This window comes from Blastomonas sp. AAP53 (assembly GCF_000331245.1).
Classification (GTDB): domain Bacteria; phylum Pseudomonadota; class Alphaproteobacteria; order Sphingomonadales; family Sphingomonadaceae; genus Blastomonas.
Genome location: NZ_ANFZ01000006.1, coordinates 56,033 through 67,775, shown reverse-complemented (window position 1 = coordinate 67,775; position 11,743 = coordinate 56,033). Strand labels below are relative to the sequence as shown.

12 protein-coding genes and 1 tRNA gene are annotated in these 11,743 nt (G+C 64.1%); 8 read left to right on the top strand and 5 right to left on the bottom strand.

Features of this window, described 5'->3' with window-relative positions:
* The first annotated feature begins 10 nt into the window (after nucleotides 1-10).
* Entirely contained in the window at nucleotides 11-1,015 is a 1,005-nt protein-coding gene (trpS, locus tag D618_RS0103265) for a tryptophan--tRNA ligase (protein ID WP_017670057.1), read from the top strand.
* Nucleotides 1,016-1,127: 112 nt separating this feature from the next.
* The gene (locus D618_RS0103260) at nucleotides 1,128-1,820 is read left to right on the top strand and encodes a DUF4136 domain-containing protein (RefSeq protein WP_017670056.1); all 693 of its coding nucleotides are present in this window, start codon (nucleotides 1,128-1,130) and stop codon (nucleotides 1,818-1,820) included.
* 46 nt (nucleotides 1,821-1,866) lie between these two features.
* On the opposite strand, the gene dut is transcribed toward D618_RS0103260, so the two are convergent.
* From dut to D618_RS0103235, 5 genes are all read right to left on the bottom strand, one after another.
* Nucleotides 1,867-2,331 (bottom strand): dUTP diphosphatase, encoded by a 465-nt coding sequence (gene dut, locus D618_RS0103255; protein ID WP_017670055.1) that lies wholly within the window; start codon nucleotides 2,329-2,331, stop codon nucleotides 1,867-1,869.
* Nucleotides 2,318-3,526 (bottom strand): bifunctional phosphopantothenoylcysteine decarboxylase/phosphopantothenate--cysteine ligase CoaBC, encoded by a 1,209-nt coding sequence (gene coaBC, locus D618_RS0103250; protein WP_017670054.1) that lies wholly within the window; start codon nucleotides 3,524-3,526, stop codon nucleotides 2,318-2,320. Before coaBC ends, dut begins: the two co-directional genes overlap by 14 nt.
* A 33-nt stretch (nucleotides 3,527-3,559) precedes the next feature.
* Entirely contained in the window at nucleotides 3,560-3,883 is a 324-nt protein-coding gene (locus D618_RS0103245) for a hypothetical protein (RefSeq protein ID WP_017670053.1), read from the bottom strand.
* Nucleotides 3,884-3,947: 64 nt separating this feature from the next.
* A complete protein-coding gene (locus D618_RS0103240; RefSeq protein WP_026091231.1) occupies nucleotides 3,948-5,123 on the bottom strand; it encodes an amino acid aminotransferase in 1,176 nt (391 codons plus the stop codon).
* 245 nt (nucleotides 5,124-5,368) lie between these two features.
* Nucleotides 5,369-6,154 carry a DUF1134 domain-containing protein gene (locus D618_RS0103235; protein ID WP_051041227.1) on the bottom strand — a complete coding sequence of 262 codons (786 nt, stop codon included), beginning with the start codon at nucleotides 6,152-6,154 and terminating at the stop codon, nucleotides 5,369-5,371.
* A gap of 283 nt (nucleotides 6,155-6,437) precedes the next feature.
* Here D618_RS0103235 and D618_RS0103230 point away from each other — a divergent pair.
* From D618_RS0103230 to D618_RS0103205, 6 genes are all read left to right on the top strand, one after another.
* Nucleotides 6,438-6,530 (top strand) — tRNA-Ser (locus tag D618_RS0103230).
* A gap of 191 nt (nucleotides 6,531-6,721) precedes the next feature.
* Nucleotides 6,722-7,324, top strand: coding sequence for a hypothetical protein (locus tag D618_RS0103225; RefSeq protein ID WP_152414512.1), 603 nt, complete (start codon nucleotides 6,722-6,724; stop codon nucleotides 7,322-7,324).
* A gap of 163 nt (nucleotides 7,325-7,487) precedes the next feature.
* Nucleotides 7,488-8,168 (top strand): DUF2490 domain-containing protein, encoded by a 681-nt coding sequence (locus D618_RS0103220; RefSeq protein ID WP_017670049.1) that lies wholly within the window; start codon nucleotides 7,488-7,490, stop codon nucleotides 8,166-8,168.
* Nucleotides 8,169-8,276: 108 nt separating this feature from the next.
* Nucleotides 8,277-9,503: an acetyl-CoA acetyltransferase gene (locus tag D618_RS0103215; RefSeq protein WP_017670048.1), complete on the top strand. Its 1,227-nt coding sequence runs from the start codon at nucleotides 8,277-8,279 to the stop codon at nucleotides 9,501-9,503.
* The gene (locus D618_RS0103210) at nucleotides 9,500-9,931 is read left to right on the top strand and encodes a limonene-1,2-epoxide hydrolase family protein (RefSeq protein WP_017670047.1); all 432 of its coding nucleotides are present in this window, start codon (nucleotides 9,500-9,502) and stop codon (nucleotides 9,929-9,931) included. Before D618_RS0103215 ends, D618_RS0103210 begins: the two co-directional genes overlap by 4 nt.
* Nucleotides 9,928-11,706 carry an AMP-binding protein gene (locus tag D618_RS0103205; protein WP_017670046.1) on the top strand — a complete coding sequence of 593 codons (1,779 nt, stop codon included), beginning with the start codon at nucleotides 9,928-9,930 and terminating at the stop codon, nucleotides 11,704-11,706. Before D618_RS0103210 ends, D618_RS0103205 begins: the two co-directional genes overlap by 4 nt.
* Nucleotides 11,707-11,743 lie beyond the last annotated feature (37 nt).

Genomic DNA, 11,743 nt, shown 5'->3' with positions numbered 1-11,743 from the left:
GAGTAAACACATGCGCGTCCTTTCCGGCATCCAGCCGACCGGCAATCTGCACCTGGGCAACTATCTGGGCGCGATCCGCAACTGGGTGAAGATGCAGGACGAGATGGACGCGGACAGCGCCTGTTTCTTCTTCCTCGCCGACCTCCATTCGATCACCGTGCACGAGGAGCGCGAAACGCGGATGCGCAACGTGCGCGAGATGGCCGCCGCGCTGATTGCCTGCGGCATCGATGCCGACCGCAGCGTGCTGTTCAACCAGGCGCGCGTGCCCGCGCATGCCGAACTCGCCTGGCTGCTCAACGGCACCGCGCGCATCGGCTGGCTGAACCGGATGACCCAGTTCAAGGACAAGGCGGGCAAGAACCGCGAAGGTGCCAGCGTCGGCCTGTTCGTCTATCCCGTGCTGCAGGCGGCGGACATCCTGCTGTATCAGGCGACGCACGTTCCGGTGGGCGAAGACCAGAAGCAGCATCTGGAGCTGACCCGCGACATCGCGATGAAGTTCAATACCGATTTCGGCGAGGACGTGTTCACCCTGCCCGATCCGTATATCCCCAAGGAATCGGCGCGAATCATGAGCCTGCGCGACGGCAATGCGAAAATGTCGAAGTCCGATCCATCGGACATGAGCCGCATCAACCTCACCGATGACGACGACGGCATCGCGCAGAAGGTGCGCAAGGCCAAGACCGATCCCGAACCCCTGCCCGAACTGGCAGCCGATCTGGCAGGCCGCGCCGAGGCGCTCAACCTCGTGGGCATCTACGCCACGCTGACCGAGCAGACGCCCGACGCTGTGTGCGCGCAGTTCGCGGGCCAGGGCTTTGGCGCGTTCAAGCCCGCGCTCGCCGAAGTTCTGGTCGAAACGCTGCGCCCGATCCGCCAGCGGTTCATCGAACTGAAGGAAGACGAAGCCGCGCTCGACGCGATCCTCGACAAGGGGGCGGCCAAGGCGCGCGCCGTTGCCGCACCGACCCTGAGCGGGGCGTATGAGGCGCTTGGGCTGATGCGGTGAACCGACAGCCCAATTTTCTTATTGCGTTCAATCGGGGTTCATTCGCGACCAGTTAGCCCTATATCGATATACGGGCCGCGCAGGGTCGCGCCGGTCCGCGATGGAGAGACACATGACTGCTCGTAGCCGCTTTACCCGCCGCGCCGCGCTGATCGCGGTGCCCGCGCTGGCGCTCGCGCTTTCGGCTTGCGCCACCCCGTTCAAGGCCGATGTTGCCCGGTTCCAGGCGCTGCCCGCGCCACAGGGGCAAAGCTTTGTTGTAACCGCATCCGATCCGCGCCTGCAGGGCGGGCTCGAGTTTGGCCAGTATGCAGGCCTTGTCACCCGGCAGATGTCGCAGCTCGGCTATGTCCCGGCGCGCGATCCTTCCAGCGCCGACATGGTCGTCAGCTTTGCCTATGCGGTCGACAATGGCCGCGAGAAGGTGGTGTCCGATGGCCTGGGCGGAGGCTTTGGTGGTGGTTTCGGTCCGTGGGGCGGACCGTTTGGCGGCTTCTACGGACGCCGCGCCTTTGGTTATGGTTTCTACGACCCGTTCATCTTCGGTCCCGGCTGGAACAATGATGTCCGCAGCTACACGGTCTACACCAGCATGATCGACCTCAAGATCGATCGCGTGGCCGACAACCAGCGTTTGTTCGAAGGCAAGGCCGAAGCCCAGTCGCGCAGCAAGAACCTGCAGTATCTGGTGCCCAATCTGGTCGATGCGATCTTCACCGATTTTCCCGGACAGTCGGGTGAGACCGTCCAGATCTCGATCGCGCCCGAAGGAAAGTCGGTCAAGCCGATCCGCGAGCGACGCTAGCCGCGTTACTTTTCGCTCCTCTCCCGTGATCGGGAGAGAAGACGTCTTACACGCCCGTCGAGCCGAACCCGCCTGATCCGCGATCCGTCTCGTCCAGATCGTCGACCTCGGCAAAGCCTGCGCGCTGAACCGGCGCGGCGACAAGCTGCGCGATGCGGTCGCCCCTGCGGATCGCGAACGGCGCATCGCCGTGGTTGATCAGGATGACCTTCAATTCGCCGCGATAATCGCTGTCGATGGTGCCCGGCGTATTCGGCACGGTGATGCCGTGCTTCAGCGCCAGCCCTGACCGGGGCCGCACCTGAACCTCATAGCCATCGGGAATCGCGATCGCGAAGCCGGTGGCCACCGCATGGCGCTGTCCCGGCAGCAGGTCGAGATCTTCTGCTGCCACGACATCCATTCCGGCTGCGCCAGCGGTTGCATAAGCCGGGAGCGGCAGCTCCTCGCCGTGCGGCAACCGCTTGAGGCGAATGGTGATGGCAAGCAACGGGTGCTCAGCGGACGGCATCGGCGATCTTCTCCATCAATCTGCGCGCAACCTGGTCCTTGGGCAGGTTGGACCAGCTTTCCACGCCCTGTGCGGTGACGATGTGCACCGCGTTCTCTGTACCGCCCATGACGTCGCCCGACACGTCATTGGCGACGATCCAGTCGCACCCCTTGCGTGCGAGCTTGGCCCGCGCGTGGTCGATGACGTTTTCGGTTTCCGCAGCAAAGCCGACCAGCAGCGCAGGCCGCCGCGCGTCGCGCGCGAGCCCTGCCAGAATGTCAGGGTTTTCGGCCAAATGCAGCACCGGCAGCGCGCCGCCGGTCTTCTTGATCTTCTGATCGGCGGCGTCTGCGGTGCGCCAATCGGCCACCGCCGCGACCATGATCGCGATATCGGCGGGCAGCGCGGCGTCTACCGCAGCCGCCATCTCGCGCGCGGTCTCGACATCGGTCCGCTTGACGCCTGGAGGAGTCGAAAGGTGAACCGGCCCCGCGATCAACTGCACATCGGCGCCCATCGCAGCGGCTGCCTCGGCAATCGCAAAGCCCTGCCGCCCACTCGACCGGTTGGCGATAAAGCGCACCGGATCGATTGGCTCATGCGTCGGCCCGGCAGTGATCAGCACGCGCTTGCCGGATAGCGGCAGCGTCTGCCCCGGATGCATGCGGGAGGGGAGAGCCAGCGTCGCTTCAATCTCACCCATGATCGCGACCGGCTCGGGCAACCGACCCGGCCCATATTCGCCGCACGCCATCGCGCCATCATCGGGATCGACCACCGTCACGCCGTCGCCGCGCAGCTGCGCCACGTTGCGCTGGGTCGCGGCATGCTGCCACATCCGCACGTTCATAGCAGGCACCGCCAGCACCGGCGTGTCGGTGGCGAGCAGCACGGTGGTCGCCAGGCTGTCGGAAATGCCCGCTGCCATCTTGGCGAGCAGATCGGCGGTCGCAGGGCACACCACGATGAGGTCCGCCTCACGGCTGAGCTGAATATGCCCCATCTCGGTCTCGTTCTTGAGGTCCCACAGCGTCGTGAACACCTCGTTCTCGCTCAAGGCAGCGAGCGTCATCGGCGTGATAAACTGCGCCCCGCCGTCAGTGAGCACGCAGCGTACGGTCATGCCCGCCTTGCGGATCAGCCGGATCAGCTCGCACGCCTTGTAGGCCGCGATGCCGCCGCCGACGATGAGGAGGATATGGGGTGGTTTCATGGCCAGCAGCGGTAATTGCTGCACGGCCTGCGGTCAACGATAGTGCCAGCCCTCAAGCAACTGCGATGTGCCGCGCTGATAGGGTTTGGCATAATCCCGATACGGACGCGTTGCACCGCAGCGGTAGAGCGGGCCGGGCTTCATCCTGCGCCGGTAAAGCCATGTCAGGACGAGCGCATGGGCAAGCGTGCACAATGCAAGGCCAATCCCCTGCTCCGCTGTCCCGGCTGCCAGCAGTGCTCCGTGAGGAATGCTGCGCGACAACTCGACGAGCCCGATGGCATGCGCGCAAGCCAAAGCGGCAAGGATCGCGATGGCGTGATCGCGCAATCTGAAAATGTGTGAATCGGGGCTCATGCGATCTGCCTACACCGCGCGATGACGTTGCGCTGTGCGGCAGATCGCATCTGCGTCCGATAATTCAGGTGGTCACCGCCCGCAGCCCTTCGATGAAGTGCGGGATATTCGCGTCGGTAAAGCCCGCGATGTTGATCCGGCCCGACCCTGCCATGTACACGCCCCAATCGGCGCGCAGCGCGGCGATCTGGTCCGCGTTCAGCTGGAGCACCGAAAACAGCCCGTTCTGATGGCCGACGGCCGCCAGGTTGACCGATCCGATCGCCTGATACGCTGCCAGCGCATCGCGCACGCCGCGCATCCGCGCCCGCATCGATTCGAGTTCGGCGAGCCAGATCTTGGTCAGGCCTTCGTCTTCAAGGATGATCCGCACCGATGCTGCACCATGATCGGGCGGCATCGACCAGTTGGCGCGCGCCAGTGAAGCGAGGTTCGACTGGATCGCGGGCTGCTGCGCGGGGCTTTCGGTCATCACGTACAGCGCACCGACTCGCTCGCGGTAGAGGCCGAAGTTCTTGTCACAGCTGTACGCGATCAGCGCCTCGGGCACCTGCCCCAGCACGGTGCGCAGGCCATAGCCATCGGCCTCGAAACCGTGGCCCAGGCCGTGATAGGCCAGGTCGATCAGCGGGAACAGGCGCTTGGCCGCCACCGTCTCGGCAATCTGCTGCCATTGCGCTTCGCTGTAATCGGCGCCGGTGGGGTTGTGGCAGCATCCATGCAGCAGAACCGCATCGCCCGCATCGGCCTTGTCCAGCGCGGTTTCGAGCGAGGTGAAGTCCAGCTTCTGCGTCGTCACATCCATGTGACGGAAGGTTTCGCAGGCCAGGCCCACGGCGTTGAAAATCTGCACGTGGTTGGGCCAGCTGGGCGTGCCCATCCAGATCCGCTTGACGCCCGCCTTCAGCAGCAGATCGGCCGCCAGGCGCACCGCGCCGGTGCCGCCCGGCGTCTGCAGACCATCGATGCGGCCTGCAGGATCGAAGTCACCCAGCATCCACGGCATGATCGCGCGGACAAAGCCCATGTCGCCTTCGGGGCCCAGATAGCTCTTGCTGTCCTGCCCATCGAGCAACCGCGCCTCGGCAGCCTTGATCGCCTTGAACACCGGCGTCGCACCATCGGCAGTGCGATAAACGCCGACGCCCAGGTCGATCTTTTCGGGCCGCTCGTCGGCGGCGTAAAGCTTGATAAGCGCGAGCAGCGCGTCTGCCGGTTGCGCTTTCAGTTGTTCCAACACGGATCAATCCCCCAAAGGCTTGGTTGAATATTGCCGGAAAACACCCTTCCGGCGTCAGGAAAATGCGCAAACCCCATGCCGACCCAATCACGCCGGGGCAAGGCCAAAAGCCCGCCTGCCCCACCCGGCGACGCAAAAAAGGCCGGTTGCCGCAACGTCACGACAACCGGCCTTCCCTTGCCCTTTTGGCAGTTGCGACCCTGCGGGCTATCGCGTGGCGCTCCCTTGTGTTCGAGACACCGTGATCAGAAGGGGACGAAATTGCGGTTTCGGGTAAATTTCATGTATCCCGCGTTGACGCCCAGCCGCAGCCCCAGCCCCATTCGGACGGGAATGAGCACCACATCGCCGCGGCGCAGATAGCTGGTGTGGAAGCCGCCGATCAGATAGGCCGCGCCCTCGCCTGCGCCGAACCGCTTGAACAGGTCTTCGCTGTCATACAGGTTGTAGACCAGCACGAAGGTGTTGCCTGCGTTGGCTCCGGCGTCGAAGCCGATCGACGGACCGGTCCAGTAGACAGGGCGCTCGCCCTCCACCTTGTGGTGCAGCGTGCCCGAACCATAGCGGAAGCCGACGACGAACGCGCCCGACGCCTCGCGACCGACGATATAGCCATTGGGCTCGCCCTGCTTGCGCAGGATATCCTCGATCAACCCGGCCAGCCCTTCGGCACCTTTGCCGAACACGCCTTCAGCCGCGCCAATGAGGTCGTCTTTCTGGTATCCCTTGCCGGGGGCCGGCGGAACCGTTTCCAACCCGGGCTGGGCAGGCGTTGCTGGTGGTGGAGCCATCACGCTGTCATTGGCCACGCCGCTATCGGGCGCACCATAATCATAGCCCTGGTCGAGTGGACCTTCGGTGACCGGATCTGCCTCACTCGAGCGCGTCACCGATTGAAGATCGGCGTCGATCGCATCATTGGGGTCAATGGATTGCACCTGCGCATGCGCCACGCCGGCAAGGGAACCGCCAAGCCCCATCGCCGTGATGGCGAAAACCGCCAGACCCTGTCTGAACCAGCCCAATCGCATATTCTGCCTCCCGCCCATGCACGTGCCAAAACGAATCCCGCATTTGTGCGCGGGGCACAATGAACCGGCGATGACCCGAGTCGATGGCGCGGTGACCCGAGTCTCGATGGCGGCAAAGCGCGGCACCAGGCGCCGGATTTCCGGGTTGGCGGAGAATATCAAAAAAGCTGCCGCGACAGGCTACTTAACCAGTTGATCCCCGGCCACCCCACCGCTATAGGGCGCTCTGGCCAATCGACCGGCCCCCTGGCAGGGGCTTGCACGCAAACAATGCGCGCCATGCGGAGACGTGGGTGAGTGGCTGAAACCAACGGTTTGCTAAACCGTCGTACTGGTAAATCCGGTACCGAGGGTTCGAATCCCTCCGTCTCCGCCACTTTATAGCAAGCCTGCTGGGACCACTGGACACCGTCGAGCGGGTATATGGTCGTGCTGAAAACGGCTTGGCTTGGCCGATGCTTTCCAGCTCCCCAGCGCGTTTACTTTGACAACGCCGACCCCTATCCTGCTCGTTCACAAAACGATGCACCCTGAACTTGACGGCTTGGGGGAACAAGGGGGGATCGGATGCTGATGCGAGTCTTTTCGAAAAGGACAATGGTTGCCACTATGAGCCTGGGTTGCGCGTGTGCCGCGCTTGCCGGGACGATGCAGCCCAATGGAGTGGCGTTCGCTCAATCAGCCGCAACGTCCAGCGCCGAGCTCAAGTGGGGCAAGTGGACCTATCTGCAAGGCGACAAGGCGGTTCAATATCGCGTTGCAAAACTGGCCCAGACAGGAGACGTCGCGACACTGCAATATCAGCTCCGGATCGAACCTGACAATGACATCTCATGTTATTCTGAACGGTGCGAAGGCTATGTTATCTATTTGCCCGTGTTCGATCCGGTTGCACGAGATTTTGTTGCCACGCACCATCTGTTTTTTCCGGCAAAATCGACCGTGATCTACGATGTACCTGAAAAGATATCCTTTCCGATCAGGACATCGGACACCGGGCGACGTTTCATCGACGAGGCAACAGGCCTGCCCATGTACGAGATCTTTGACGAACCAGGGCGTTTGCGCGTCACCGAGGTGCTTCAAGCCTGTGTCGATGACAGGATCACCAACTACGCTGACAACAGATGCACCGATTTCGACGAAAGTCAGGCCGTCACGATCCGGTAAGGACTGACGCAAAGCCAGGTTGCTGTCGGACCGCAATCCGCTTAACGCGCTTCCAGCGTCGAGGACGTTTCCGGGCAAGCGCTCCAGGTTTCGCTCCCGCACAAGCCCGCCGCTTCGCACACGCGTTTTGACGGCACAGCATATGGGAACAGATTGCGTGTTCATGCTTTTTCGCCTGCTTTTCGGCGCGTCGGCATGCCTGCTTGTGGCCGGTGTGCTCGCAGCGCCTGCCCGCGCGACCGAGGGCGATTTCAATATCTGGACGGGCCAGTTCGCGACGATTCCTGCCTCCGACAAGGTCTATGTCCGGCTGGAGGCGCAGGAGCGGTTTACCAACGATGCCGACCGGCTGGGCCAGTTGCTGTTGCGGTCGTTGCTCGCTTACCGGCTGAACGACCGGGTCAACATCGGCATGGGCTATGCCTATGTGTTCACCGACCCGGTGGGCCCGTCCGAACTCAATGAACACCGGTTCTACCAGGAGCTTAACGTCCGCCTGCTCCAGACCCGGGGCGGTGCGACGCTCGATTCGCGGACCCGACTGGAACAGCGCACCTTCGAGGAACGCGATGGCACCGGATGGCGGCTGCGCCAGTTCGTGCAGCTGCGCGTGCCGATCAGCGCGCACAACAAGCTGGTCGCCTATACCGAGCCGTTCGTCGATCTGAACCAGACCAGCGTCCAGCGTGGCGGCCTTTCCATCTGGCGCAATTTCGCAGGCGTTTCCATTCCCCTGGCAAAGGGGATCGAGGTTGTGCCCGGATATCTCAACCAGCACGTCTTCCGCGATGGCGAAGATCGGTCCGACCACACCGCCAACGTCAACCTGTTCATGACGTTCTGATCATCGGAGCCAGGGCTGGCCCCTCATCCTCGCACCGCACGACACAACGTCGCGGTTGCGCCGCCTGCTTAGCTTGTATAAGCATACCATAAAAGCAGGAGAGGTTTGATGGTCTATGTGCTTGGCGGATGGCAAAGCGACTTTGCGCGCAACTGGCAGCGCGAGGGGCTTTCGATAGGCGATGGCTTTGTCGACACTGTCCGAAACGGACTCGACGCCGCCAGGCTCGACGCCCACGAGATCGAAAGCGGCCATGTCGGCAATTTCGTCGGCGACCTGTTTGCGGGCCAGGGCCTGCTCGGTGGCTTCTTCGCCTATGTAGATCCCGCGCTCGACGGCCTCCCCACCTCGCGGCACGAAGCGGCGTGCGCGTCGGGCAGCGTTTCGGTGCTGGCCGCTGCCGCCGAGATCGAAGCGGGACGCTATGACCTTGCCTGCGTGATCGGCATCGAGATGATGCGCAATGTGCCTGGGCAAAAGGCAGCGGAGCATCTGGGTGCCGCCGCCTATCAGGGCCGCGAGTTCGGCGACGCGCAGTTCGTCTGGCCGCGTGCCTTTTCCGACCTCGCCGAGGAATATGACGCGCGCTACGGCCTGAGCTACGAACATCTGGGCCGCATTGCCGAAATCAACTTCGCCAACGGACGCCGCAACCCCAACGCACAGACCCGGCAATGGCAGTTCGGCCCCGACAGCTTCACCGAGAACGACGAGGCCAACCCCGTCGTTGAAGGCCGCACCCGCAAGAACGACTGCGGCCAGGTCACCGATGGCGCGGCGGTCGTCTTCCTCGCGTCGGAAAGCCGCGCGCGCGAATATGCCGCCAAGCGCGGTATTCCGCTGGAATCGCTGTCGCGCATTGCAGGCTGGGGCCATCGTTCGGCGGCGCTCGGCTATCGCGACAAGCTGCGGATGGCGGGCGACAGCCAGTATGTCTTCCCGCAGGTGCGGCGCGCCATCGAAGACGCGCGTACCCGCGCGGGCGTTTCTGGCGTCGAGGCGATCGATGCGGTCGAGACGCACGACTGCTTTGCGATGACCGAATATATGGCGATCGACCATCTTGGCCTCACTGCGCCCGGCGAAGCGTGGAAAGCGGTCGAGAACGGCGATATCGAGATCGGCGGCAAGCTGCCGATCAACCCTTCGGGCGGGCTCATCGGCCTGGGCCATCCGGTCGGCGCGACCGGCGTGCGGATGCTGCTCGACGCGCACCGACAGGTGACGGACAACGCCGCCGACAATCAGGTCGAGGGCGCGCGCCGCGTGCAAACGCTGAACATCGGCGGATCGACCACCACAACAGTCAGCTTTATCGTGGAGCAGGCAGCATGAGCGACACCCGTTTCAACCAGTTCAAGCAACTGATCGCCGCCTGGACCCGCAAGGATGCCGAAGCCGTGCTCGGCATGCTGCACGAGGATGTCGTGTGGCATTATGCCGCCGCCATCGCCCCGCCTGCGCGCGGCAAGGCCGAGGCGCGCGCGTTCATCGAACGGTTCGGGGCGACGATTGCCGAGGTCAACTGGCGCATCTTCGCGCATGCCGAAACCGCCGACCGGCTGTTCGTCGAAGGCGTGGACGAATATGTCACCACCGATGGCGTCCGCGTCGCCGCGCCGTACGCCGGTGTGATCGAATATAGCGGCGACACCATCATCGGCTGGCGCGATTATCTCGACCGGGGAACCGTCGACGCGATCAAGGCCGGCAAGCCCTACCCGCCCCAAGTGAAGGAACTGCTCGACCGGCCCGCCGCATGATCGTGGAGCTTGCCGAGGCCCCGTTTCGCGAGGCGGAGTTCATGGCCGTAGACCTCGATGTCGAGCGGCGCAACGATGGCACGATCCTGCTGAAAAGCCGCGTTCCGCTGCGCGAATTTGATGCCAATATCCCCCGCGCCTTCGCGACGCGCGCCGCCCTCAAAGGCGATGCCCCCGCGATCGGCTGGCGCGGCGCCGACGGGCAGTGGGCCTATCGCAGCTATGCGCAGATCAAGCGCGATATCGATGGCGCGACCCGCTGGCTCAGCGACAATGTCCCGCGCGGCAGCCGGTTGCTGATCATCGCTGAAAACAGCCTTCCGGTCGCGGTGCTGACCTTCGCCGCCTGGGCAGCGGGGATCATCATCGTTCCGGTCAGCGTGGCCTATGGCCTCGCGGGCGGCGAGCATGCGCGGCTGCGCCATGTGATGACGCGGACGCAGCCCGCCGCGATCTATGCCGATGCGCACCCGGCGATCGCCAGGGCGCTGGCCGAAACCGCACCTGCGGGTGCGCGCATCATCGCCACTGACCAAACCGCCTTCAGCGATGCTATAAGGTATTCCGACGTCATCGTGACGGACCCCGGTGCGGTCGCCGACGACGCCATCGCCGCCGTCGATCCGCAGGCGGCGGCAATCTACATGCTGACCTCCGGCTCGACCGGCCTGCCCAAGATCGTGCCGCATTCGCTGGCCACGCTGGCAGCGTGCGGCGCGCAGGGGCTCGACATGATCGGCAAGGCGGCGGGCTGGGACGATGTCATGCTCGACTGGCTCCCCTGGCATCATGCCGCAGGCGCTTCCGTCATGCGCACCTGCCTGCTCGAGGGCGGCACGCTGCATATCGACGCGGGCAAGCCGCTGCCCGGTCTGTTCGACCAGACGATCGCCAACCTGCGCGAGATTTCGGTGGCCTATTTCAACAACGTACCCGCAGGCTATGCGATGCTGGTTGAGGCGCTGGAGAGCGACGCTCAGCTGCGCAGCCGCTTCTTCGCCAAGATGCGGCTGATGTTATACGGAGGTGCGGGCCTGCCCCAGCCGGTCTACGACCGATTGCAGGCATTGGCGGTGCAGGAAACCGGCCACCGCATCCACATGACCACCGGCTATGGCATGACCGAGACCGTCTCAGGCTGCATGGCGATCCATTTCCCGACGACCCGCGTCGGCATCGGCCTGCCCGCGCCGGGGCTGACGCTCAAGCTCGTGCCCTGCGATGGCCGCTACGAGGTGCGCTTGTCCGGGCCGAATGTCATGCAGGGCTATCTGGGCGAGCCCGACAAGACCGCAGCGGCATTCGACGAGGAGGGATTTTACCGCACCGGCGATGTCGCGGTGTTCCATGATGAGGCCGACCCCGGCCAAGGCCTCGCCTTTGCCGGAAGGCTGGCCGAGGAGTTCAAGCTCGCCAATGGCAACTGGGTCTATGGCGGCGCAGTGCGCGAGAAACTGCTCAAGGCATGCTCAGGGCTGATCGCCGAACTGGTCTTGGCCGATGATGGCAGGCCGTATCTTGCCATGCTCGCCTGGCCTAAGCCCGGCGCGACGCTGGAGGCGGTGGCTGATGCGGTGCGCAGCTACAACGCGGACGCGCGCGGCGGCGCAATGATCAAGCGGGTGGCGCTGTTCGACAGCCCACCCAATGCAGCTGCGCACGAGCTCTCCGACAAGGGCACGATCAACCGCCGCGCAGTGCTCGACGGGCGGCGCGAATGGGTGGGCCGAGTGTTTGCCGATCCGCCAGGCGATGGCGTCGCCGCGACTGGCTGACGCCGCGCACTATCAACGATAATCGGGAGAAAACGGG

Bases quoted from the DNA above. Each gene is read 5' to 3' on its own strand.
- trpS (WP_017670057.1), top strand. From the start codon at position 11: ATGCGCGTCCTTTCCGGCATCCAGCCGACCGGCAATCTGCACCTGGGC.
- D618_RS0103260 (WP_017670056.1), top strand. From the start codon at position 1,128: ATGACTGCTCGTAGCCGCTTTACCCGCCGCGCCGCGCTGATCGCGGTG.
- dut (WP_017670055.1), bottom strand. From the start codon at position 2,331: ATGCCGTCCGCTGAGCACCCGTTGCTTGCCATCACCATTCGCCTCAAG.
- coaBC (WP_017670054.1), bottom strand. From the start codon at position 3,526: ATGAAACCACCCCATATCCTCCTCATCGTCGGCGGCGGCATCGCGGCC.
- D618_RS0103245 (WP_017670053.1), bottom strand. From the start codon at position 3,883: ATGAGCCCCGATTCACACATTTTCAGATTGCGCGATCACGCCATCGCG.
- D618_RS0103235 (WP_051041227.1), bottom strand. From the start codon at position 6,154: ATGCGATTGGGCTGGTTCAGACAGGGTCTGGCGGTTTTCGCCATCACG.
- D618_RS0103225 (WP_152414512.1), top strand. From the start codon at position 6,722: ATGCTGATGCGAGTCTTTTCGAAAAGGACAATGGTTGCCACTATGAGC.
- D618_RS0103220 (WP_017670049.1), top strand. From the start codon at position 7,488: ATGCTTTTTCGCCTGCTTTTCGGCGCGTCGGCATGCCTGCTTGTGGCC.
- D618_RS0103215 (WP_017670048.1), top strand. From the start codon at position 8,277: ATGGTCTATGTGCTTGGCGGATGGCAAAGCGACTTTGCGCGCAACTGG.
- D618_RS0103210 (WP_017670047.1), top strand. From the start codon at position 9,500: ATGAGCGACACCCGTTTCAACCAGTTCAAGCAACTGATCGCCGCCTGG.
- D618_RS0103205 (WP_017670046.1), top strand. From the start codon at position 9,928: ATGATCGTGGAGCTTGCCGAGGCCCCGTTTCGCGAGGCGGAGTTCATG.